The following is a 23,096-nucleotide window of genomic DNA, read 5'->3' on the forward strand; positions in this document are numbered from 1 at the left end:
ACTCCGTCCGGCTCCGCCAGATTCTCGGCCACATACGCCGCGACCACGTCACGTACCGCGTCCGCGTTCCAGGCATATTCGTTCAACAACCGCTTCATCTTCTGCGGACCGGGATCCCCGTTGAACTCCGCGAGCGTCCACCCGTTCTTCCGCTCCGTCCGCGACAACAACCCCGCCACATACGCCCGCGCCTGTGCCCTCGGCTGCTCGTTCGCAAAACAGCCCGCGACCCGGCCGAGCAACTCCTCCAGCCCCGCCTCCCACACCGCCACGTCCACCCCGACTACGCTGTCGACCGCGGCCACCGCGGCGTCTCTGTTGATTCTCACAAAACCACGGAGAACCACGCGGTGGCCGCCTCACACCACCCGCCACACCGCCTCCCTGGCGAGAGACCACTCGGCGATCACTGTTCCTGTAGTACTAGGGGGTTCCCGTGCCGAGCACTCTTGGTGAGGCAGAGCTGGTGAGCCCGCGGCCTGTTCGGTATTCGACATATCGCCGTCGTGGCGGCGCGCTCAGAAGTGCGACCGCGGTGGCTTTCGCCGCCGCATCAGTTTTTTTTGGCCGGGTGCGAGGTGACGCACGCGGGCGCCCCGCGGGCGCTGCCGACCCGTGCCGTCGGATGGCATGTACTGGTCTCGGCGCACAACAACGGCTCCGCGACAGCGTCTGAGCCGTTCGGGGACGTCGTAGCCAGTGTCAGCCCGCATGATCCGAATGGCATCAGCTGGACGCACGGTCCCGGCGAGGTGTGGGGCCAGGACTACCGGCTTCTCGTCGCCTCCTGGACGATGCCCACGTTCGACACGGAGTTCCAGCACGGCGAATGGGGACGTCTGCAAGACGCCGTCGCGCCGGAAGGGTCCGAGGTCCTGCTGGTGGGGGCCTGGCTTCCTCCACGGGTCAACGAGGACAGGTCGGGTGCCCCGGAACAGGATCTTCCGGCGGGAGCAGTGTCGCTGGTAGACGCGGCCGGCCGAGTCGCCGTCCCCATCCCGCGGAAGGGTGAACTGATCGAGGCCGTAGTCCCCAAGAACGGCCCCGTGTCCCTGGAGATACAGAAGAACGGGCACGTCAACCGGATAGACCTGCGTACCGGGAAAGTTACCGGTGACCTTCCGCAGGCCGCCGAGAACCGTACCGTCGACGTCACCATGGAAGTTCCGATGAACRGCGCCCTCGGCAATGCGGGACAACCGCGCGCGTGTCCGGTGTCGGGTGACTGGAAAACCAAGATAACCCTCACGCTGGTACCTTCGAGCGCATCCGTTCCCCTGCCGCCCGGTACCGCCCTCCTGGTCCTCGATCCCGGCCGCGGCACGAACACCATGACGTGGATCGGGATCACCTTGACGGCCGGCTGCGCGTCCGACCCGCTGAACAAGGGAATTCTGAATGGGGAGGCCGTGACCTTCGATCCCAGCAGGATATTCTCAGTGACCCTCGACGATGGCAAAGTTGTGTCGCCGAGCGTTGCCGACGTCTGGAAATGTGTGTCCGTGCTCAGACCATGGTGCCTGGGATCGCCCGAGCCGATCGGATTCGACGTGCCGGACACGCTGACGACGGCGCAGCTGACAGTGAATCCGGTGTTCTCCCTGAACACCTCAGTGGTCGACCTTGGGCTGGGTACCCGCCTCACGCTCGACCAGTGGCAGCCGCGTGACCCAGCCACCCGCATCCCATTCACGCTGCGCTGAGCCCCGCGCTCGCAGCCGGCCTCCGCCGGGACCACCTGGAGTGTCAAGCACCGGGTTTGGTGGAGACTCGACCTGTAACGGTCGTTGTCGACGTAGACAGCCTGCGAACGTTACCTCGACGCCAGGTCGATCTCTATCGCCATCGGATAGACGGACGTGACCCGTCAGCGCCCTCGGCTGGTGTTGAGCCGGGCGGCCTGGCGGGTCAGGTGGTCGCGTTCAGCGAGGTTGGGGGCCTTGTGGGCCGCCTCGGCGTACAGCCGTGCGGCGGTCGTCAGGTCGCCGTCGCGCTCGTGGAGGTACGCCGCGACCGCGGTGTGGCGGGGCAGGGAGTCGTCCAGCGCGGCGAGTGCCGCCAGCCCGGCGCGTGGCCCGTCGGCCTCGCCGACGGCGACCGCGCGATTGAGCCGGACGATCGGGCTGTCGGTCAGTTGTGTGAGCTCGTCGTACCACTCGACGATCTGCACCCAGTCGGTCTCCTCGGCGGTGGGCGCGTCGGCGTGCAGCGCCGCGATCGCGGCCTGGGCCTGGAACTCGCCGAGCCGGTCGCGTGCGAGGGCCGCCTGCAGGATCGCGACGCCCTCGGCGATCGACGCGGTGTCCCACCGGCCGCGATCCTGCTCGGCGAGCGGTATCAGGCGGCCGTCGGGCGCGGTCCGGGTGGCGCGCCGGGCGTGGTGGAGCAGCATGAGGGCGAGCAGCCCGGCCACCTCGGGGTGGTCGATCGCGGCGGCGAGCTGCCGTGTGAGCCGGATGGACTCGGCGGCGAGGTCGACGTCGCCGGAGTAGCCCTCGTTGAAGACCAGGTAGAGGACACGCAGCACGGTCGCGACGTCGCCGGGCTGGTCGAACCGCACGTCGGCCACGGTGCGCTTGGCACGGCTGATGCGCTGCGCCATCGTCGCCTCAGGCACCAGGTACGCCTGCGCGATCTGGCGGGTGGTCAGCCCGCCGACCGCGCGCAGCGTCAGCGCGACCGCCGACGACGCCGTCAGCGACGGGTGGGCGCACAGGAAGTAAAGCTGCAGCGTGTCGTCCGCCGCGGACGCGGGGCCGGGCGCGGGCTCCTCGTCGACGAGGTCCTCGCGGCGGCGGCGGGCGGTGTCCGCCCGGGTCGCGTCGAGGAACTTGCGCCAGGCCACGGTGACCAGCCAGCCCTTCGGGTCCCGCGGCGGGTCGGCCGGCCATACCCGGACCGCCTCGACCAGCGCGTCCTGCACGGCGTCCTCGGCCGCCGCGAAGTCAGCTCCGCGGCGGACGAGGATCCCGAGCACACCCGGCGTGAGGCTCCGCAGCAGAGCTTCGTCCACCGGAGAGGTCACTTCGATGTCCAGGTCACTCTGCACCCAGATCACTCCGCACCTGGATCATCCTTTGCCCAGGCACTCCGTGATGGTGKGCGGCGCGTGCAGGAACGGGCGCAGCTCCAGCCACTCGTGGATCGGCTTGCCACCCGCGCCGGGCGCCGCCGACAGCTCCCCGGCCAGCTCGAGGGCACGCTCGTAGCTGTCGACGTCGATCACCATCCAGCCGGCGATGAGGTCCTTGGTCTCCGCGAACGGGCCGTCGGTGACCGGCGGGCGTCMCTCACCGTCGTAGCGGACGAACGTCCCCTCGGGAGCGAGCGCCTGACCGTCGACGAACTCGCCGGTCCCCTGGAGGCGGGCCGCGAAGTCGTTCATGTACTGGATGTGCGCCGAGATCTCCTCCGGCGCCCACCGGTCCATCGGCACGTCGTTGACCGCCGCCGGAGCGCCCCGGTAGTGCTTGAGCAGCAGGTACTTGGCCATCATGATCTCCTCGGTGCTGGTGCGACCCGCTCTGGTCACGTTCACCGCCGGGACGGAGCCGGTCACGAGTTCTCGACATCGCCGCCCGAATCTCCGGCAAAACTTTTTCAGCTCCCGTAGATCAGCCTCGACGAGCCGTCTCGCGGTGTCCAGGTTCAGGTCCACGGGCGTGGCGCGCGGTCCTGTACGACGCCCATGCCTCAGCCCGCTGCTGGCGGCGCCTATGCGACGGTGACGACGAGCTTCCCCACGGGGTGCCCGTCCGTGAGGTGGCGAAGAGCGTCGGGCGCCTCGGCGAGGGAGTAGGCGCGGTCGACGACCGGGGTGACGGCGCCGGACTCGATGAGCCGGGTCAGCTCCGCTAGGTCCGCAGCCCGTTCGGTCGCGGTGACGTTGCGCAGCCGCTGGCCGACGAACGTCGACAGCAGCGGGGCGCGCAGCATCTGCCGGCTGACGCCGCCGAGCAGCCGGCCCCGCCGGTAGCTACCGCCGACGATCGCCAACGTTCCGCGGGGCGTGAGGGCGCGCCGCAGCAGCGACAGCGGGCGGTCCCCCGCGGTGTCGATGACCACGTCGTACACCGGGCCGTGGCAGTCGATCTCCTGGCCGGTGTAGTCGATGACGTCGCCGGCGCCGATCGACCGCGCCAGATCCGCCCGCGCCGGCCCGCACACGGCGGTGACCACCGCGCCGTACGCCTTGGCGAGCTGCACCGCGTACGACCCGACGCCGCCCGTCGCGCCGATCACCATCACCCGCTGTCCCGCCCGGACGCCGCAGCGGTCGCGCACCGTTTGCAACGCGGTCTGGGCCGAGATGGGTACCGCTGCGGCCTGCTCGAATGTCACGTTCGCGGGCCTGTGGGCCATCCGGTCCGCCCGCGCCGCCGTGTACTCGGCGAACGTCCCACGCGGGGTCGTCCCGTACACCTCGTCCCCCGGCTGGAACCCGGTCACGCCGGCGCCGGCGGCCGCGACCACTCCCGCGAAGGCGCGGCCCCGCACAGCGACCTTGGGACCGCGCAGCCCGGCCGCCAGCCGCACGGCGTACGGCCGCCCAGCCATGAAGATCCAGACACCCGGATCGACCCCGGCGGCCCGCACCTGGACGAGCACCTCGGCATCACCGACCGTCGGCCTGTCGACATCTCCCAGCATCAGCACGTCGGGTGGGCCGTACGCGTCCTGAACGATCGCCTTCATCGCGGCTACTTCTCCTCCGGATCCGGGTACTGGAACACGTCGTCGAGCCGGACACCGAACACCTGCGCGATCTGGAACGCGGTCTCGAGGGACGGTGAATAGCGGCTCTGCTCGATGGCGATGACCGTCTGCCGGGTCACGCCGAGACGCTCCGCGAGTTCCGCCTGCGTCATCTCGCCGTTGGCGAAGCGCAGCGCGCGGATGCGGTTCGTCACGCGGGTCGGCTTCACCACCGCGGGACACCCGTGCCGTACAGGACGACCTTGGCGACGCCACCGAGGATCGCCGACAGCACGAAGCACAGGTAGATCACGTTGGCGATCCAGAAGGTGTCCCAGTCGACCATCGCCATGAGCATCGCGGCGACCGCGCCGATGACCACGAACGACTGGGCGACGTGCTCGCCGAGCCGGCCGATCTCCCGGTCACGCTCGTCCACCACCCGGGACGCCTTCGGGTTGGCCACGCCGATCGCGATCTCCACCACGATCGACGCGGCGATGGCCGCGCCGACGCTCCACAGCAAGGGTCCGACGTATCGCACGTCAACCAGCGGATGCGCGTCGGTCCGTATCGCGACGGCGACCACGTAGGCCGCGTACGCCACGACGGCGACGACGAGTCTGATCCACGCCCTCTTCTGCTCGTGTGTCATGCCCAGCCCCTCGATGTCCAAAATCTTTGACATCTCGAAGGTAGAGCATCTTTGACTTGATGTCTAGAAAACTTTACATGCCGCTCCTGGCCGCCGGACGGCGATCAGCGCCGCCGTGTCGACCCTCGAGACGTCTGTCGATGCCGGGTCGTCCCACGTTCCGTCGATCGGGCGTCTCTGGGACGATGCACGCACACGGAACGCGGCCGGGTGATGATGTCGCACCGGTCGTACGGGGTACGGGGTACGGGGTACGGGGTACGGGGTACGGGGGCTGCTCACGATGCGACGACGCGGCATGTCTTCCTGGTCGCGGCGGTCGGCCAGGTGATTGTCAATCAAAAGCGAATCGCCGCCGCGCTGCCCGCCTACAGGATCGGCGCCGAACTGGGTTYGGGTGGATTCGGTCTGGTCGTCGCAGCCCAGCACCGGCGGCTCAAGCGCGATGTGGCCGTCAAGGTCATCCCGGCCGAACCAGCCGTCGCCGGCGGTGGGTTCGCCGTCGAGGCGGAGCTGCTCGCCAGCCTTGATCATCCACACATCGTGCGGATCTATGACTACGCGGAGGCCGACGGGCTCGGCCTGATCGTGATGGAGCTACTCGCCGGGGGCACCCTGACCCATCGCCGCTCCGCGCTCGATCAGGCTCAGGCCTGCGCGGTCGGGCTGGCGATCGCCGCTGGCCTCGGCCATGCCCACGAGCGTGGAATTCTGCACCGCGACATCAAGATGGCCAATGTCCTGTTCGACACCGCCGGAATGGTCAAGCTCGGCGACTTCGGCATCGCGCGGATGTTCACCGGCTCCGGGGTCACCGCGACCGGCCACGGCGCCGGCACCCCGTTGTACATGGCGCCCGAGCAGATCGCCGGTGGGCGGCTGACCCCAGCCACCGACCTCTACGCCCTCGGCGTGCTGCTCTACCAGCTGCTCACCGGCGCGCCGCCGTTCGACCCCACCCTTCCGACGCCGGAGCTGTGGCAGCGGCACCTGACCAGCCCTCCCCCGCCGATGCACGGGGTGCCTCGCCAGATCGGCGACGTCGTGCTCCGGGCACTCGAGAAAGATCCGGCCGACCGGTACACGGACGCCGGCTCCTTCGCCGAGGCGCTCGCCGCCGCCGCGGTCGCCGCCCGTGGCCCTGGCTGGCTCGCTGACACGGGGGTGCCACTGCACCTCACGAACCCCGTCCGCCGCCTCGCCGTCCCGCCGCCACCAACCGCCCCACCCAGCGGCGCCGGCATCCCTACCGGACTCACCGACGGCCCGACCGTCAGCCCATCCAGAGCCCCGGCCACGACCGACCCGGACGAAGGTTCCCCGCCGGGCGCCAGCGCGGGACATCGGCGCGCGATACTCGGAACGAGACGACGCAGGATCCTCGTCGTCGGCGCGATCGTCATGGCGCTGCTGCTTGGCGGCGCGGGCTCGGGCTGGGCATGGATGCGCGGCCAGTACTACGTCGGCGTCCACGACGGCAGAGTGGCCATCTTCCAGGGGGTGCCGAGCCTGGGCGTGCTGACCAGCACCCACGCGGTGTTCCAGCCGATCTCCGACGTCGCCGAGCCGGACCGCTCCGCCGTCGAGTCCGACATCCGGGCCGACGACCTCTCGGACGCGCAGGAAATCGTCAGTGCCCTTCGCGGCATCAACACTGGCGACGACACACCGACGGTGCCGGCCACCCCCGCACCGTCGCAGACCCCTTCACTGTCGCCGACCGAGTCGTCATCGCCCGCGTTCGCCCCGGTCGTGATCCTCAACGATTCCAAGATCGAAGGGCTGGCCAATCAGGCCCGCGAGCCGGTCGAAGCCGCGGGATTCACGGTCGACCGGCTCGGTGGCTACGTAAGCACCTACGATGTTTCCACGACCACGGTGTTTTATGGAGACGGTCTCGGATCCGCGGCGGAGACGCTGAGACAGAGAGTGTCAGGAATCCTGCGAATAGTGTCCACAAGCGATGCCGGGTTTCCTCTCGCCGAACCTGGAAAACTTATCCTCGTCGTCACCAGAGAATTCCCGGTTCCGGCCTCCAGCCCCTAAGGATGAATGGGCCGGCCGGTCTACGGCGCGGTGGCGAGGCGGCGGGCGAGCAGGGCGAGGCGGGCGCGGAAGCGTCCCTCGGGTTCGTCGAGGCGCCAGCCGAGGACGTCCTCCAGATTGGCGACCCTCACCGCGACGGAGCTGTGGTGCAGGTGGAGCACCGCGGCGGCCTGCCGTAGCGAGGTCGCCTGGCAGTACGCCTCGAGGACGGCGATGTCACCGGGGCCGGCCGGGCCCTGGGCGAGGACGTCGAGGGCCCGGACGTCCGGGTCGGAGCGCAGCCGGTCGACGGGGACGTCGGCGAGCAGCGCGACCGAGCCGAGTTCCGCGTAGTCGACGACCAGCGCGTCGGCGGATCCGGGGGCCGCGAACCGCAGCGCGAGGCGTGCCTGCCGCCAGGAGACCCGGGCGTCGAGCCCGTCGACCGGGCCGCCGATGCCCACCCGCGGCTGCGCGGCGGCGTCCCAGTGGCCGGTGGAGGCGGAGGTGGATCGGTCGAAGCCGGCGCCCGCCTGCCGCCCGCCGGGCGAGGTCCCGTCCCGCTCCCCGTCCTGCGGGACCGTCGTGCCTGTCCGGCTGGACGGGCGTTCGGCGAGCGCGAGGCGCAGGTCGCTGGCAGGGCTCGCCGCCACCGCCCGGTCCTGGATCAGCACCGCCGCCATCCGGCCCAGGACCGCGACGCGGACGGTGCGCCGCCCAAGCCGGCCCCGGGCCATCAGGGCGACCGCCTGCACTCCGACGTCCGCCCCCGCTGGCGGGGAGATCGCCACCGCCCGCACCGCGACGTCGGGCAGCAGGCCGAGCAGGCGCAGCGCCCGGGCCCGGTCCTCGGCCGACTCCCGGTCGGAGAGCACCAGCTCCACCAGGGCCGGGTCGGCGATGTGCAGCGACGGGCGGACCCTCGTGCCGATGGCCCGCGCGGCGATCGCCATCCGTTCCAGGACGATCTCGTCCAGCGGGCGGGGCGGCCCGGGCCGCTCCAGCCACACCCGGCCGCCGTCGTCGTCGAGCCTCATCCAGCCGGAGACGTGCCCGAGCCCGGCGGACTCGTCCGCCGCGGGCTGCTCAGGCTGCTCGGACCGCTCAGGCTGCTCGGGCGCCGCGGACCGCTCGGACGGCGCGGGCGTGCCGTCCTGGCGGTACCGCACCCTGCCCGTGTCCGCGGTCTCCAGGCCGGCGCCGCACTCGGCGAGCGCGGCGGTCGCGCGGACCAGCGAGGCCACGTCCGCGCGGGCGGCCACCAGGGCGTCGAAGTACGCGATGACCCGGACCGCGCTCTCGGCGTCCGCGTCGAGCGCGGACAGCTGCAGCAGCAGGCCCTTCACCGCCGGCCACCGCCGCTCGTCCAGGCAGCCGTTCGCACACCGGGAGGTTACGGCCTCCCTCGGCGACGCCGCCACACTCTGAACCCCTCACCGGACCCCGCCACCGAACCCGTCGCCAGGTGGCGGGTACCAGCGCGCGAACGTCCGACGACTGGCGGATGACCGGGGCAGGCAGGTCCGGCAGAGTGCTGCCAGTCACAGAGCGCTGCCAGCCACCGCCCGAGGGAGATCCGCGATGACCTACCGATTCGACCCCGAGCTGGCGGCTGTCATCCCGATGCTGCCGGCGCCCGACTTCTCCGACCTGGCCTCGTTCCGTGCCCGGATCGTCGAGTTCAGGAAAGGCACGCGGACCGACACGACCGGGGTCGACGTGCGGGACCTGCGCGTTCCCGGGCCGCCGGGCGCTCCCGAGGTTCCCGTCCGGGTCTACCGGCCGGCGCTCCCGAGTTCCGGAACGCGCGGCGACCTCACCGCCGGCGTGCTCAACATCCACGGCGGCGGGTTCGTGGTCGGCGACATCAGCATTGACGACGGGTCCTGCCTGGACCTGGTCCGCGCGCTGGGCGTGGTCGTCGTGTCGGTGGACTACCGGCTGGCCCCGGAGCATCCGTTCCCGGCCCCGCTGGAGGACTGCTACGCCGCCCTGGAGTGGCTGGCGAAGAGCACCGCCGACCTCGGCGTCGACCCGACCCGGATCGCGGTCCGCGGGATCAGTGCCGGCGCGGGCCTCGCGGCCGGGCTCGCGCTGCTGACCCGCGACCTGGGCGGCCCGCCGCTGTGTTTCCAGTTCCTGGGTGTTCCCGAGATCGACGACCGGCTCGACACCCCGAGCATGCGCCGGTTCGTCGACACCCCGGTGTGGAACCGGCCCAACGCGGTCATCAGCTGGAACTCCTATCTCGGCGAAGGCCTGCCGGGCACGCCCGGCGTCTCCCCCTACGCCGCGCCCGCCCGGGCGACCGACCTGGCTGGCCTGCCGCCCGCCTACATCTCGGTGATGGAGTTCGACCCGCTGCGCGACGAGGGCATCGCCTACGCCCAGGCGCTGCTCGCCGCCGAGGTGCCCGTCGAGCTTCATCTTTACCCCGGCACGTTCCACGGCTCGGGAGTCGCCGCGCAGGCGGCCGTCAGCCAGCGGGAAGGCAGGGAGGCGACGGCGGTCCTGGCCGCCGCGCTCGGCCTGTCCCCCACAACCGCCGGCTGACCCAGACCCACAGGCAGAGAGGAGCGTGAACATCCGGCGAAGAGTGGTCACGCCCGACGAATCCCGGCCCGACGAACCCCGGCCCGGACCGGCGGCCTCCCGCTGGTCCGGGCCGGCATGCTGACTGGGTCACGTCAGCGCGGGGCGGTCACGCCGGCACCGCGTAGGCCCCGGCCGCGATGTCCTCGAAGAGCGTCGGGCCGGTCGGCGTCCAGCCGAGCAGCTCCCGGGTGCGGTCGTTGGACGCGATGGCGTCCATGCCGAAGAAGCGCCCGATCCAGCCGAAGTGGGCCTCGGCGTCCGCCCGCGGGACCGAGACCGTCGGCAGGCCCAGGTAGTCCCCGATGGCGGCGGCGATGTCGCGGGAGGGAATGCCGTTTTCGGCCACCGCGTGCACCCGTGAGCCCGCCGGGGCCTTCTCCAGCGCGAGGCGGACCAGCCGCGCGGCGTCGGAGCGGTGCACGGCCGCCCAGCGGGTCACGCCGTCGCCGATGTAGCCGGCCACCCCGGCATCCTTCGCGATCCTCGTCAGTTCCGCGGTGAAGCCGTGGTCCCCCATGCCGTGCACGGTCGGCGAGAAGCGCAGCGCCACCGGGCGGACCCCGCGGTCGGCGAACTCCAGGGCGAGGTTCTCGCTGCCGCCGCGCATCGCGTCGACGCCGTGGAACGGCGAGGCGTCGTCCTCGGTGGCCGGCCGGCCGGTGACGCCCGTCGCCAGCCCGGAGGCGACCAGGAACGGCCGGTCGCTGCCCTTCAGCGTGTCGAGCATGCGCCCGACGGCGGCGTGCTCGGTGCGGCCGGCGCCGGCGTAGTCGGAGAAGTCGTGCTTGAAGGCGAGGTGGATGACGCCGTCGGCGGCCTCGGCGCCCGAGGCCAGGCTGTCGAGGTCGTCGAGGCTGCCGCGATGGGCGGTGGCGCCCTTGGCCTCAAGGGCCGCGCCCGACTCGCCGGAGCGGGCGAGGCCGACGACCTCGTGGCCGTGGGCGAGGAGCTCGTCGGTGACGGCCGAACCGATCCAGCCGGAAGCGCCGGTGACGAAGACGCGCATGGTGGGCTTCCCTTCACAGGTATGTCAGTGACTGACATCAACAGTAGCACGTCATGTCAGTAGCTGTCATCACTACACTGATCGGCATGGGCCGGTGGATGCCAGACGCACAGGGGCGGATGATCCGTGCCGCGGTGGAGCTCTTCGCCGAGCGCGGCTTCGAGCAGACCACCGCCGGCGACATCGCCGAGCGCGCCGGCGTCACCGAGCGCACCTTCTTCCGGCACTTCGCCGACAAGCGCGAGGTCCTCTTCGACGGCTCGAAGACCATGGAGCGCACGGCCTACGACGCGATCCTGGCGGCGCCGGCCGACCTGTCGCCGCTCGACGCCGCGCTCGCCGGGATGGTCGCGGGCGCCAGCCTGCTGGAGGGCCGCCGCGACCACGCCGTCCGCCGGTCCGGCATCATCGCGGCCAACCCGAGCCTGCAGGAGCGCGAACTGCTCAAGCTCGCGGCCATGGCCGACACGGCCGCCGAGGCGCTGCGCACCCGCGGCGTCGCCGAGCCCACCGCCAGCCTCGCCGCCCACAGCGCGGTGACGGTCTTCCAGGTCGGGTTCGCGCGCTGGCTCTCCACCGAGGTCTCCGTCGAAGAGCCGCCGGACGTCGCCACCTGCCTGGCGCAGGCCGCCGCGGCGCTACGCGCCCTGACCTGACGGAACGCCGTCAGGGTGCCGGCTGGTCGACCTTCTCGGTGCCAGCGGCCGGGCTCGTCGCCCAGCGCACACCTGCCACCACGCCCCAGCCGGCCAGGCGGCCGACGGTCGCCTCGACCACCGGCAGGTACGGCAGCCGCAGGGGCCACCTGGTCCACGCGGGCATCAGTCCGACGGCGGCCGCCGCCAGCGCGCTGTACGGCGCCCGGGCCGGGAGCGGAAGCGGCGCGCTGACCAGCAGATACCGCGCGGCCTGCCGGGCCTGCGGCGTGCCGGCGAGTTCCGGGCGGTAGGCCGCCAACTGGTCGGACAGCTCGGCCACGGTGCGCGGCGGGCCGTCGATGCCGAGCTTCTCCGCGACCAGAGCGGTGTCCAGGACGTACTCGTCCTTCTCGGCCGCGGTCAGTGGCTCCGCGCCGTAGCGCTGGTAGGCCGCGAGGAAGCTGTCGATCTCCGCGAGGTGGACCCAGCGCAGCAGATGCGGGTCGGAGGCCGCGTACGGCCGTCCGTCGGGCGCGGTCCCGTGGACCCGGCGATGCACGCCACGCACCTTGGCGATCGCCCGCTCCGCCTCGTCGGCCGGCCCGAACGTCGTCGCCGCCAGGAAGTAGCTGGTCCGCTGCAGGCGACCCCAGGGATCGGCGCGGAAGTCCGAGTGCGCGGCGACCCCGGCCATCGCCAGCGGATGCAGCGACTGCAGCAGCAGCGCGCGCAGGCCGCCGACGAACATCGCCGAGTCGCCGTGCACCCGCCGGATCGGGCGGTCCTGCGCGAACCATCGCTCGCCAGGGGCCTCGAAGATTCGTTCGCGCCGGCCTGGGCCGTCCGGCCCGGCGACCCGCGCGAAGACCTCGCCGCCGACCCACGAGCGGATCTCGCCGGCGTCGACGGGCAGCCTGGGCACCCTGAGCAGCACCATTACCCCATCATGCGCGCCGTCCCGCCGGCCGGACCGGTCAGAACTGTCAGCATGAAGACCGACACACGACCCATCTCGCGGCCGTTCGTTGGGATGGGTCGCCCGGGTAAGTCGAACTGACGTATCGCTCGGACGGGTCGAGCTGGCGTCATCGGCCCGCCTGGGGACGCAGCCCGTCGAAGACGATGGCGAGCGTCGCGGCTCGCAGGTCGTGGTCCCAGCCACCGCGCAGAGCTCCCTGGCAGGTGGCGACGAGCAGTGCGAGCACCTCCCTGATACCGGCGTCGTCACGCACGGCGCCGGCGCGCTGGGCACGGACAAGCAGCGCGTCGATCGGTTCCCGCAGCGCCTCGACGGGCTTGGCCACCGGCAGGTCGACCCCGGCGGCGGCGAGAAGGTCCACGACGGTCTTCTTGGCCGCGGCCTGCTCGACCATGCTCGTGAAGAAGACGAACAGCCCGGTCGCGGGATCGCCCTCGTCGGCGAGGACCCTGATCTCGTCGTCCAGCCGGGCCACGAGATCGCCGACGAGCGCCCGCAGCAGGTCCTCCTTGGTCGGGAAGTGCCGGAAGACCGTGCCGATCGCGACTCCGGCCCGGCGGGCGACCTCCTCCGTCGACGCCGACGCGCCCTTCTCGGCGAAGACGGCCCCGGCGGCCTCGAGGATGCGCGCCCGGTTGCGCCGGGCGTCCACGCGCAGCCCCTGACTCGCCGGTTCGGCGCCGCGGCCCGCCGACGAGGGCGTGCGCTCGGCCATGAGCGAGGCTCCCTTCCCACCGTTGACAACATGAGTCGCTACTCATCATATTCTGAGCAGCGACTCATGTTAGCTCCACCCGAGGCTCCGGAACGTTGGAAGCCCCCGGGGCGCGGGCTGCCGCCCGCCTCGGCCAGCTGGAAGGGGAACCACATCGTGTCACCGTCCGCCAGCGTCCATCGGACCCCGCGTGACGCCTACGCCCGTTTCCAGGAGGTACTGCTCGGGAGTTCCTCCGCGCTCGCGGAYGACCTCTACGCCGAGGACGTGGTCATCGAGCTCCCTTTCGCCCGCCCAGGTATGCCAAAGCGTTTCGAGGGTCGAGACGCGTTTCGCGCGTTCACCGCGGCGGCCGGGGCGGCTCTGCCGGTGCGGTTCGAGGGGTTCCGCGACGTCGTCATCCACGAGACCGCGGATCCCGAGGTGATCATCGCCGAATACGACCTGGCGGGGACCGTGACCACCACCGGCCGTCAGGCGTCGGAGTCGTTCATCCTGGTGCTCAGGGTCCGCGACGGGCGCATCGTGCACCTGCGCGAGTACCAGAACGTCCTGGGCATGGCCGTCACGCTGGGCCAGCTCCCGCAGCTACTGGCCAGCATCAGTCCTGAGCACACCGACACCCGCCCTTCAGGCAGCCGCGCATAGCCGACCGACGGCCGAGAGGCCGAGAGGCCGAGAGGCCGAGAGGCCGAGAGGCCGAGAGGCCGAGAGGCCGAGAGGCCGAGAGGCCGAGACGGCCTGATGCCACTGTGAGTATGTAGTCGGACCCCCCTCGGGGTGATGCCGGTTTCACCGGTGCCGTTACGGTCGATGTGGCCAGCTCGTTCCGGACGACCAGATGCTCGACGTCTGACCATCGTCCGCGGCGGAAGGAGTGACATCCCGGTGGCACACGTGGCCCGTCGGCAGAGCCAGCCGCGGTGAAGGCTCCGTTCCAGGGTCGCCTCAGGGGCCGCCTCAGGGGGCGGCGGCGTCTCGTCGCCGTCGCCGCGGTGGTGGTCCTGGTCATCGTGGGCGCTCTGGTCGCTGTGGTGGTGCCCGGCTCCGACGACGCGATCCGGACCCGGTCCCAGTTCGTCGCGGGCACCGCGGAGAACGGCTCGGCGGTCATGCTCGACACCACCAGCTACCAACCGCGCGCCACGCCGGCGCCGGCCATCCTGCTCGCCCAGGGATTCGGCGGCTCCAAGGACGACCTCGCCGACGCGGCTCGCTCCCTGGCGAAGCGCGGGTACTTCGTCCTCGCCTACTCGGCGAGGGGCTTCGGCCGGTCCGGCGGGCTGGTCCACCTGGACGCGCCGAAGTACGAGGTGGCCGACGCGACCAAGCTGATCACCTACCTGGCCACGCTGCCGCAGGTGCTGAAGGACGCGCCCGGCGACCCGCGCGTGGGCGTCGCCGGCTCGTCCTACGGTGGCGCGCTCGGGCTGCTCGCGGCCGGCGATGACAAGCGGATCGACACCGTCGCCGCCGACATCACCTGGAACGACCTGTCACAGGCCCTGTTCCCGAATGCCGTCGCCGCGGACCAGGCGGCTCCGACCGCGAGCGAGCCGGCCGACGGCCAGCCAGCCGACGGCCAGCCAGCCGACGCCGACCGGCCGGGCGTCTTCAAGAAGCAGTGGGCCGGTGTGCTGTTCACCTCCGCCGCGCAGCGGCAGCCCGGTGAGTGCGGACGGTTCGCGCCGGACCTCTGCGCCGCCTACCAGCGGGCGGCCTCCACCGGGCAGGCGGACGCGGCGATCCTGTCGCTGCTGCGAGCCTCCAGCCCAGCCGGCGTGCTCGACCGGATCGCAGCTCCGACGCTGCTGATCCAGGGCGAGCGGGACTCGTTGTTCTCCCTCGGCCAGGCGGACGCGAACGCCCGCGGCATCGCCGCCCACGGCACGCCGGTGAAGGAGGTCTGGCGAACGGGCGGCCACGACGGGACGACGTCGACCGACGTCCTGGCCCGGAACGTGGACAACTGGTTCGCTCCGACGTTGCTCGGGCGCGGTCAGCTTGACACCTCGTTCGAGGTGGGCGTGCCCGGCAGCAGCATCTCCACCCAGACCGGGCAGACCGTCCCCCGAATTCTCCGCGCGGACGACAACGCGACGAGCCGGCGGACCGCTCGCGTGACCGTCGCCGGACCGCCCCAGACCATCTACGCGCCAGCAGGCGGCAGCCCGGCCGCCATCAGCACCATCCCGGGCCTGGGCGACCTGCTGTCCAACGCGGCCACGCTCTCGAGGTCGACAGGGGCGATCTCAGGGTCGGGGTCCGAATCCGGGGCCGGATCCGGGCTGGCGGGCCTGGCCACGATTCCCGGCCAGGTGGCGGCGTTCGTGTCCGAGCCGCTGCCGGCGGCGATGCTCGTGGGCGGATCCTCGACGATCGACCTGCGGGTGACCGCGCGGGACACCTCCGACGCGACGCTGTTCGCGTCGCTGGTCGACCTGGCCCCGGACGGGACTCCCAACCTCCCGAACGGCCTGGTCGCGCCGATCCAGCTCACCGGCCTGCAACCCGGCGTCGCGAGGACCGTGACCGTGGCCCTGCCCGGCGTCGTGACCCAGATACCGGCCGGCCACCGCGTCGTGGTCGCCATCGGGACCACCGACTCGGCCTACCAGCTGCCGGCCTCACCGCGCAGCTACGTCATCACGATGGACAGTGGGACGTTGCGGGGCGACCTGACCGTCGCCACGATCGACGGGCACATCGGGGGGTCCGGCCTGCCGTGGATCTGGCTRGTGGCGGGCGGCGCGGCGATGGTGTTGCTCCTGGCCGGCTCGCTGGTCTCTCGGCTCCGGCACCGGCGACGGCGAGCCGTGGCGGCCGACCTGGCGGCGGTGCCCGTCGTCATCGAGGGCCTGGTCAAGGAGTACGGCGACGGCTACCGCGCGGTGGACGGCGTGACCTTCCGGGTGGAGCGCGGCCAGGTCGTCGGGCTGCTCGGGCCGAACGGGGCCGGGAAGACCACCGCGCTGCGCGTGCTCATGGGGCTGATCAGGCCGACGGCGGGCACGGTCCGCCTGTTCGGCGAGCTCGTGGAGGCGGGAGCACCGGTCCTCGCCAAGGTCGGCACGTTCATCGAGGGCCCGGGGCTGCTGCCGCACCTGTCGGGACGGGACAATCTGCGCCTGTTCTGGGCGGCGACCGGCCGGCCGCCGCAGGACGCGCACGTCGACACCGCGCTGGAGATCGCCGGGCTGGGCGCGTCGGTCGAGCGACGGGTGAAGACGTACAGCCAGGGCATGCGCCAACGCCTCGCGATCGCCCAGGCCATGCTCGGGCTGCCCGAGCTCCTGGTCCTGGACGAGCCGACCAACGGCCTGGACCCGCCGCAGATCGCGGAGATGCGGGAGGTCCTGCGGCGCTACGCGACGACGGGCCGCACGGTGGTCATCTCCAGCCACCTGCTCGCCGAGGTGGAACAGACCTGCACCCACGTCGTCGTCATGCACAAGGGGAGGCTCGTCGCGGCCGGGTCGGTGGAGGAGATCGTCGGCGCGAGCAGGACGCAGCTCGCGGTCGCGGATCCCGAGGAGGCGCAGCACATCCTGGCCGCCGCCGGCATGACGTCGCAGATCATGCCAGCCCAACGCTCGCTGGAGGAAGTGTTCCTCAGGATGGTCGGCGCGGATCAATGACACTGCCACCCACCGGCGGCCCCGACGAGCTGCGGGCGCCCCCCACCCAGCGCGGCGCGCACGACATGCTGATGGACATCGACGTGACCGAGGCCGAGGCCCGCGACGGCGGCTTCCGGCCCGGCCGCACCCTGCCAGCAGGGGTGGAGTTCGTCCGGCAGCTGCGCCGCCGCCGGACCCACGTCGTCGCCCTCATTCTCCTGCTGTTGCCGCTGGCCATCGCGCTCGCCTTCCAGGCGAGCTCACCCGGGCCCGCCAACGGGAACAACAGCGGCAACTTCTCGGGACCGCTGCTGGCGACGCTGGCGACGAAGGGCGCCATCAACTTCGCCCTGTTCACCGAGTTCGCCTCGGCGTCGTTCCTGCTGGTCGTGCTGGTCGCCCTCTTCTGCGGCGACACGGTCGCGAGCGAGGCGAGCTGGTCCTCGCTGCGTTACCTGCTGGCGATCCCGGTGCCCCGCGCGCGGCTGCTGCGGCAGAAGCTGATCGTCGCCCTGTCGCTGAGCCTCGGCGCGAACGTCCTGCTGCCCGCCTGGGCGCTGGTGATCGGCGGCATGTTCTTCGGGTGGGCGCCGGCGCAGTCGCCCCTGGGTGGTTCCTTCACCACCGGGGAGGGGCTGACGAGGCTGCTGATCGTCGTCGGCTACGCCAGCCTGCAGTCGCTGCTGGTCGCGGCGCTCGCGTTCCTGTTCGGCGTGCTCACCGACGCCCCGCTGGGCGCGGTCGGCGGGGCCACCATGGTCGTCGTCCTGTCGAACATCCTCGACTCGATCACGGCCCTGGACCCGTACCGGAAGTTCCTGCCCACCCATTTCCAGTACGCCTGGCTCGACGCGGTCGGGCCCAGTGTCCAATGGGACAACATGATGCGCGGAAGCGGCCTGGTCCTGGTCTATTCGGCGGTGTTCTTCGCCGTCGCCTGGTGGCACTTCCAGCGCAAGGACATCGTCAGCTAGGACCTCGTCAGCCGGTGGGCGCCGGGGCGGCGAGTGCGGCCGCGACCGCGTAGGGCAGGTGCCGCGGCCAGACCAGGAGGCCGCGCGCCAGCGAGCGGATCTGCGGGCGCAGCGGGGTCAGCCTGTCCACGCAGTGCCGCCAGGCGGCTGCCTCGTCGGCGGCGAACCGGGTTCCCGCCAGCCCGGCCCGGAACCGCCGTGCGTCTCCGCCGTCGTCCCGCCACGACGCCAGCCACGCCCGCACCTCGGCGTCCGACGACGGCAGCGTCCACCCGCGCAGGCCCTCCGCGACCCGCCCGCCGGCCGCGATCAGGAACTCGTCCGCGCCGCCACTGGTGATCGCATGAACCCGGCCGGAGCTGCGCGCGCCAGCGCGGATCGACGCCGAGCTGAAGCGCGCCCGGGCGGCCAGCGCCGCCACCGCGTGCCCGGCCTCGTGCCAGGCCGTCGCCACCGCCTCCGCCCGTGCCGGCGCGTAGGTCCCGGCGAACCCGCCCTCATACCGCTGTCTGATCCAGACGTCATGCACCAGCGACTCGTCGTCGTAGCGCACGAGCCGCGAGAGCTCCGCCCGCACGGCCTCCAGGGTCCGCAGCTCCCCCGGCTTCACCTCGCGACTATAGGCACGACGGCACTGGCCGGCGGCCGGCGGCCGGCGACGGGCGGCACCACATCACCTCGTCACCAACAGCAGCGCTCTCGACGAGGGCTAGGACCGGGCAACGCCGGCGAGGGCGGCGAGGGCGGCGCGGACGTCCATGAGGGCGAAGCCGAGCAGATTGAGCCCAGGCCACTCGGCGGGATGGTGAGCCCGGGGGTCGGAGGCGGCCAGGCCCACGCCCCAGACCGCGTCGAGCGGGCTCGCCTCGACCAGGATGTCCGCGCCCGTGCTGAGGAGGTATCCGCGCAGGCTGCCATGCTGGGCGAACTTGGCGGTGTTGCCGGCGACGACGATGGCGAAGCGGTGCTGCTCCMAGGTCGCGTCGTCGTAGCCGCGGACCCGGCGACCAAGAGACTTGGCCCGTCCCGGGTCCGGCGCGGCCAGGATCTGCCGAGCGATGTCGTCGTCGCCGAACAGGACCGCCTTGCGTTCCATCATGAAGTGCTCGGCACTGGAGTACCGGCGGCCGTCAACGGTGAACGCGACCGGCCACCACTGGCTCAGGCAGCTCGGCCCGATCCCGCCTCCGGCCCGGGGCCGGTGCCCCCAGAAGAACCGGAACGTCAGCTGCCGGCCGGCCGCCTCGGCTGACACCAGTTCCGTCACCGACCGCGGATGCGTCGCCGGGTCTGTGTCCGTCCTCGCCATGACGCGACTCTGCCAGCCCGACCCGCCTACACCCAACAGGTTTCCAGTCGGCACAGCGCCGAAGTCCCACCTCACCGCATTCCCGCACCACCGTCGGCCGATCAGCCGGGAGACTCCGCCCTATGCTCGGCCGGTGGTYGAGATCGGGAGCCGTCGGCGCAACCAGCCCGCCCCACCGCATGTGATCTTCGAGGCGCTGACCCAACCCGACCGGGATCCCGCCCGCCCCTGGCTGACGCTGCTGAAGGACGAGYAGCGCCCCCGCGTCCTCGTCTCGAAACCGCCCGCGGCCCTCGTCTGGTCGTCGCTGTGGCAGAAGCGCCCGGACGCGACCATCCACTTCGACCTTCCCCCCGGCGACCACAGCGGCACCGACCTGCGCTGGACCCTCCACGCCGACGAACCGCTCCCGGACCCAGGTCTGACCGGCCACATGCGCAAACGCCTCAACCAGCTGATCAACGCCAACCTGCGCTACGCCTTCGGCCAGTAGGTGCCCCTGCCACCCGATTCACCCGATCACCAGCCCGCGACGACATGGCCGAACTACGTCCGTGCGCAGGGCGTGAGCCGTCGCGCGCATCGATATCCCGCCGCATCATCGCAGCGTGCCGTGCAGGCCAGTAGTTCCTCGACGTCCGCGGCCGGCGCCCAGGGTCCGCGTATACCGGCTCAGGAGGCGACCTCGTGAGCGGACACGACGGCTCGGGGCGCCACCGCTCGCGGCGGCGCGCCCTTCCACGCACCCATGCGAAGACATCTGCGTTTTTGAGAGGGTGCGTCCCGGGGATCGGCGCACGGCCGGTCTTCGCTGGATCGAAGGTGGGGGAGAGTCATGACAGCGGGGAGCACCGCCACGGCGCCGAGGATCGACCTGCTGGACGCGGCGTCGTTCGCGAACGGCCAGCCACACGACCAGTTCACCTGGCTGYGCGAGCACGACCCGGTACATCGCCACGACGAGTCCGACGGCCCCGGATTCTGGGCGGTCACCCGCTACGACGACATCCGCCACGTCGCCCGCGACCCGGGCACGTTCTCCAACTCGCCATCCATACAGATCGCCGACGTACCTGGCGACGGCGCCTCCGTCGGCGAGCACCAGATGATGCTGATGATGGACCCGCCGCGGCACAGCAGATACCGCAAGCTCGTCAGCCCCGCCTTCGTGCCCCGCTCCGTGAAGCCGCTCGCACATCGGGTGGAGGCGCTCGCCCGCCGGATCGTCGACGCGGTCATCGAACGCGGCGAATGCGACCTCGTCGACGACCTCGCCGGCGAGATGCCCTCGTTCGTCATCGCCGACCTGCTCGGCATGCCCCTGGAAGACGGCCGGGAACTCTACAAGCTGACCGAACTCATCCACGCCGCCCCCGACACCGTGCCCGAAGGCACCCAGCTCAACGCCGCCATGAAGATGTTCAGCTACGCCAGCGAGCTACAGGCAGCCAAACGCCGAAACCCCGGCGACGACCTCTCAAGCCGACTACTGGCCGCCGAGGTCGAGGGCCACCGCCTCGACGAGACGGACTTCAACCTGTTCTTCATGCTGCTCATCGACGCCGGCGGCGACACCACCCGCCAGCTCGTCGGCGGCGGCATGCACACCCTGTTCGAACACCCCGACCAACGCACCACACTCACAGCGGACCTCGACGCCCACCTCGACACCGCGATCGAGGAGATGCTGCGCTGGGTCAGCCCCGTCGTCTACATGCGCCGCACCGCCACCACCGACACCGAACTACACGGCCAGAAAATCACCGCCGGCGACAAGGTCGCCATGTACTACGGCTCCGCCAACCGCGACGAACGCGCCTTCACCAACCCCCAGACGTTCGACATCACCCGCTCCCCCAACGACCACATCGCCTTCGGCAGCGGCGGCCCACACTTCTGCCTCGGCTCCCACCTCGCCCGCGTCGAGATCGCCGCACTACTACACGAGATCCTCACCCGCATGCCAGACATCCAGCCCGCGGGACCGACCACCTGGCTGGCGTCGAACTTCATCTCCGGCCCCCGCCACCTACCCGTCCGCTTCACCCCCGGCCCCAAGCTCGGCTCGTGACCGAAGCGCGCCTCGGTGGCTGCCGCCGCCGCTGCCGTCACGGCCGTCACGACCGTCGCGGCCGGCTCTCGGGGCATGCGGCCGGGTCGGGGATGGCCCGGTGTCACCGGGCCTGGCGCGCGCCCGATGGCTGTAGGTGTTGCATGAGGACGAGGAGCGAGTCGTCCCAGCTAAGCCGACCACCGTCCTGGGTATGGATCGCGTCGGCGGCGACGTGTCGCGCCGCGGCGGCGAGCCAGCCGGCCGGATCGGGATCCCCGGACCGGCCACGCTGATCTGGCAGATCGGCGTTCGGGTCGAGGCGGGGCGCCGGGACGATCTCGAGGCCGTCCGGCAGCGTCGCCACGATCCTGCCGTCGCCGCGGCGGCGCAGAGCAATGCCCTCGTCGTGGATCAGCCGGTGATGCCGGGAACACAGCAGCGCCAGGTTCTCCAGGTCCGTCGCGCCCCCCTCCTCCGCCCAGGCGCGCAGGTGGTGGACCTGCAACCACCGGGTGTGGGTGCATCCCGGGTACTGACAGATCCCCTGGTCGCGGGCGTAGACCGCGTCCCGCAGCCGGCGGGTCGGCAGCCGGCGGCGCCGGCCAAGCGCGAGCGGGTTGGCCGCCTCATCCTGAACGAGCGCGCGCACGAGCGCGTCGCACCCGAGCCGGGAGAGCACCGCCCACGGCAGCCCGACACCAGGCCCGGCATCACACCGCAACAACCCACGCGCCAGCCGACCAACCGGGTCACTCCCAGCCGCCGTCGCGAACCCGTCCTCTGCCGCCGGCCAGCTGCCACCGCCCTGGCCCGCGCTGTCACCCGGCGGTGGGGTATGCCCGCCGCCGCGCCCCGCGGCCAGCCGCGGATCGGCCAGCAGGGTCTCCACGTCGACATGCACGGTCAGCGTGTGCGACGGATCCATCAACGTCGGCACCGGCCGGCACAGGAACCCCTCCGCGAGCGCGACCAGCGCGTCTGCGTCAGCGCGGCGATCACGCGGCGCGTCCACGATCTCGCCGTCCACCGGCACAGGGCCGGGCTCGCCGCCGGTCGGCGGCGGGGTGGCGTCGTCGAGGGCCGCCCGAGCCGCATCGAGGGCCACCGTCAGCCGAGCGCCCTCCTCCGCGGTCAGCACCGCCGAGAGCCGGAACAGGCCATCCGAGCTCGTCCGCCACGACACCTTCCGCGCCACCCCCCGCACCGACGGATCCGCGGTGAGCTGGTGGAACCGCGACACCAGCCGCTCCAACTGCCCTGCCGTGCAATGCAGCGCATGCGTCAACCACGACGACTCCGACACCGGCTCGGCCACCCGCGCGACCGCCCGCACCTTCGAGTACGACAACCGCCCGGCCGCGAACGCCGCCCGCACCGCCGGCAGCCCCTCCAACGCCCGAGCCACCGCCACATGCTCCTGCGCCGTACGGACCGAGATGCCGCAGCGCCACGACAGCCACTGCGCACACGTCGCCATCCCAAGCCCCGACCACCCCCGCCGCCGGTCGAACGCCGCGAGCACCACCAACATCCGGCACGTCCCCGCCGCGATCCGCCCCGCCCACCCGCAGATTTCCGCCTCCAGCTCGGGCAGCGGAGCCGTCTCCAGGTCCGGCCCGGCCGAGCCGGACCCAGCCGTGTCGAACTCTTCCGTGTCGATCTTCTCGCCGGACATCGCCACCACCGAGGTCAAGGAGCGCCAGGCCCAGAACCGGTCCATCGATGGGAGACCCACCGATGCCGCGACACTCTCACCCCGGTCCGACAGTTTCCCCAGGTCAGGGACCCGCACGCTCCCCCGACCGGACATCATCCGGCCCAGGTCTTCCCGG

The 23,096-nt window shown here is 71.8% G+C and carries 21 protein-coding genes and 1 pseudogene; 9 read left to right on the forward strand and 13 right to left on the reverse strand.

Annotated features, from left to right (window positions below):
- Window positions 1-272: pseudogene (locus BL253_RS34570) on the reverse strand (IS701 family transposase); the annotation flags it as partial.
- 306 nt (window positions 273-578) lie between these two features.
- Here BL253_RS34570 and BL253_RS34575 point away from each other — a divergent pair.
- Window positions 579-1,703 carry a hypothetical protein gene (locus BL253_RS34575; RefSeq protein ID WP_076821873.1) on the forward strand — a complete coding sequence of 375 codons (1,125 nt, stop codon included), beginning with the start codon at window positions 579-581 and terminating at the stop codon, window positions 1,701-1,703.
- Between the two features lie 164 nt (window positions 1,704-1,867).
- On the opposite strand, the gene BL253_RS34580 is transcribed toward BL253_RS34575, so the two are convergent.
- The 5 genes from BL253_RS34580 to BL253_RS34600 all read right to left on the reverse strand — a co-directional run bounded on the left by BL253_RS34580 (window position 1,868) and on the right by BL253_RS34600 (window position 5,383).
- A complete protein-coding gene (locus tag BL253_RS34580) occupies window positions 1,868-3,013 on the reverse strand; it encodes an RNA polymerase sigma factor (RefSeq protein WP_198946518.1) in 1,146 nt (381 codons plus the stop codon).
- A 57-nt stretch (window positions 3,014-3,070) separates the two neighbouring features.
- The gene (locus BL253_RS34585; RefSeq protein ID WP_076821914.1) at window positions 3,071-3,493 is read right to left on the reverse strand and encodes a YciI family protein; all 423 of its coding nucleotides are present in this window, start codon (window positions 3,491-3,493) and stop codon (window positions 3,071-3,073) included.
- 221 nt (window positions 3,494-3,714) lie between these two features.
- Window positions 3,715-4,695 carry an NAD(P)-dependent alcohol dehydrogenase gene (locus tag BL253_RS34590; protein WP_076821875.1) on the reverse strand — a complete coding sequence of 327 codons (981 nt, stop codon included), beginning with the start codon at window positions 4,693-4,695 and terminating at the stop codon, window positions 3,715-3,717.
- Window positions 4,696-4,700: 5 nt separating this feature from the next.
- Window positions 4,701-4,910, reverse strand: coding sequence for a helix-turn-helix transcriptional regulator (locus BL253_RS34595; RefSeq protein ID WP_198946515.1), 210 nt, complete (start codon window positions 4,908-4,910; stop codon window positions 4,701-4,703).
- An 11-nt stretch (window positions 4,911-4,921) separates the two neighbouring features.
- Entirely contained in the window at window positions 4,922-5,383 is a 462-nt protein-coding gene (locus BL253_RS34600) for a hypothetical protein (protein WP_198946516.1), read from the reverse strand.
- A gap of 294 nt (window positions 5,384-5,677) precedes the next feature.
- On the opposite strand from BL253_RS34600, the gene BL253_RS34605 reads away from it, so the two are divergent.
- On the forward strand, window positions 5,678-7,396 hold the full coding sequence (locus BL253_RS34605; RefSeq protein ID WP_076821878.1) for a serine/threonine-protein kinase: 1,719 nt from the start codon (window positions 5,678-5,680) through the stop codon (window positions 7,394-7,396).
- Window positions 7,397-7,416: 20 nt separating this feature from the next.
- Here BL253_RS34605 and BL253_RS34610 read toward each other — a convergent pair whose 3' ends face one another.
- Window positions 7,417-8,721, reverse strand: a complete 1,305-nt coding sequence (locus BL253_RS34610) for a helix-turn-helix domain-containing protein (RefSeq protein WP_076821880.1) — start codon at window positions 8,719-8,721, stop codon at window positions 7,417-7,419.
- Window positions 8,722-8,956: 235 nt separating this feature from the next.
- On the opposite strand from BL253_RS34610, the gene BL253_RS34615 reads away from it, so the two are divergent.
- The gene (locus BL253_RS34615) at window positions 8,957-9,928 is read left to right on the forward strand and encodes an alpha/beta hydrolase (protein ID WP_076821882.1); all 972 of its coding nucleotides are present in this window, start codon (window positions 8,957-8,959) and stop codon (window positions 9,926-9,928) included.
- A gap of 148 nt (window positions 9,929-10,076) precedes the next feature.
- On the opposite strand, the gene BL253_RS34620 is transcribed toward BL253_RS34615, so the two are convergent.
- Window positions 10,077-10,976, reverse strand: coding sequence for an SDR family oxidoreductase (locus tag BL253_RS34620; RefSeq protein ID WP_076821883.1), 900 nt, complete (start codon window positions 10,974-10,976; stop codon window positions 10,077-10,079).
- A 98-nt stretch (window positions 10,977-11,074) separates the two neighbouring features.
- On the opposite strand from BL253_RS34620, the gene BL253_RS34625 reads away from it, so the two are divergent.
- A complete protein-coding gene (locus tag BL253_RS34625; RefSeq protein WP_241835405.1) occupies window positions 11,075-11,632 on the forward strand; it encodes a TetR/AcrR family transcriptional regulator in 558 nt (185 codons plus the stop codon).
- Between the two features lie 10 nt (window positions 11,633-11,642).
- Here BL253_RS34625 and BL253_RS34630 read toward each other — a convergent pair whose 3' ends face one another.
- The gene (locus BL253_RS34630) at window positions 11,643-12,551 is read right to left on the reverse strand and encodes an oxygenase MpaB family protein (RefSeq protein ID WP_076821887.1); all 909 of its coding nucleotides are present in this window, start codon (window positions 12,549-12,551) and stop codon (window positions 11,643-11,645) included.
- A gap of 148 nt (window positions 12,552-12,699) precedes the next feature.
- Window positions 12,700-13,308: a TetR/AcrR family transcriptional regulator gene (locus BL253_RS34635; RefSeq protein WP_076821889.1), complete on the reverse strand. Its 609-nt coding sequence runs from the start codon at window positions 13,306-13,308 to the stop codon at window positions 12,700-12,702.
- Window positions 13,309-13,464: 156 nt separating this feature from the next.
- Here BL253_RS34635 and BL253_RS34640 point away from each other — a divergent pair, with 156 nt between their 5' ends.
- From BL253_RS34640 to BL253_RS34650, 3 genes are all read left to right on the forward strand, one after another.
- The gene (locus BL253_RS34640) at window positions 13,465-13,956 is read left to right on the forward strand and encodes a nuclear transport factor 2 family protein (protein WP_076821891.1); all 492 of its coding nucleotides are present in this window, start codon (window positions 13,465-13,467) and stop codon (window positions 13,954-13,956) included.
- Window positions 13,957-14,231: 275 nt separating this feature from the next.
- Complete coding sequence (locus BL253_RS34645) at window positions 14,232-16,946, forward strand: alpha/beta fold hydrolase (protein WP_076821893.1); 2,715 nt, start codon at window positions 14,232-14,234, stop codon at window positions 16,944-16,946.
- Window positions 16,943-17,902: an ABC transporter permease gene (locus BL253_RS34650; RefSeq protein WP_081438994.1), complete on the forward strand. Its 960-nt coding sequence runs from the start codon at window positions 16,943-16,945 to the stop codon at window positions 17,900-17,902. Before BL253_RS34645 ends, BL253_RS34650 begins: the two co-directional genes overlap by 4 nt.
- Window positions 17,903-17,909: 7 nt before the next feature.
- Here the strand turns inward: BL253_RS34650 and BL253_RS34655 are convergent, their stop codons facing one another.
- Both BL253_RS34655 and BL253_RS34660 read right to left on the reverse strand, forming a co-directional pair.
- Window positions 17,910-18,512 carry a M50 family metallopeptidase gene (locus tag BL253_RS34655; RefSeq protein ID WP_076821894.1) on the reverse strand — a complete coding sequence of 201 codons (603 nt, stop codon included), beginning with the start codon at window positions 18,510-18,512 and terminating at the stop codon, window positions 17,910-17,912.
- Between the two features lie 99 nt (window positions 18,513-18,611).
- Window positions 18,612-19,169, reverse strand: coding sequence for an NADAR family protein (locus tag BL253_RS34660; RefSeq protein ID WP_241835406.1), 558 nt, complete (start codon window positions 19,167-19,169; stop codon window positions 18,612-18,614).
- A gap of 175 nt (window positions 19,170-19,344) precedes the next feature.
- Between BL253_RS34660 and BL253_RS34665 the strand changes: the two genes are divergently transcribed.
- Window positions 19,345-19,704 (forward strand): hypothetical protein, encoded by a 360-nt coding sequence (locus tag BL253_RS34665; RefSeq protein ID WP_076821898.1) that lies wholly within the window; start codon window positions 19,345-19,347, stop codon window positions 19,702-19,704.
- A gap of 342 nt (window positions 19,705-20,046) precedes the next feature.
- Entirely contained in the window at window positions 20,047-21,282 is a 1,236-nt protein-coding gene (locus BL253_RS34670) for a cytochrome P450 (protein WP_076821900.1), read from the forward strand.
- Between the two features lie 103 nt (window positions 21,283-21,385).
- On the opposite strand, the gene BL253_RS34675 is transcribed toward BL253_RS34670, so the two are convergent.
- Complete coding sequence (locus BL253_RS34675; protein WP_076821919.1) at window positions 21,386-22,939, reverse strand: HNH endonuclease signature motif containing protein; 1,554 nt, start codon at window positions 22,937-22,939, stop codon at window positions 21,386-21,388.
- Window positions 22,940-23,096: the final 157 nt, after the last annotated feature.

The sequence above is a fragment of the Pseudofrankia asymbiotica genome (assembly GCF_001983105.1).
Lineage (GTDB): Bacteria > Actinomycetota > Actinomycetes > Frankiales > Frankiaceae > Pseudofrankia > Pseudofrankia asymbiotica.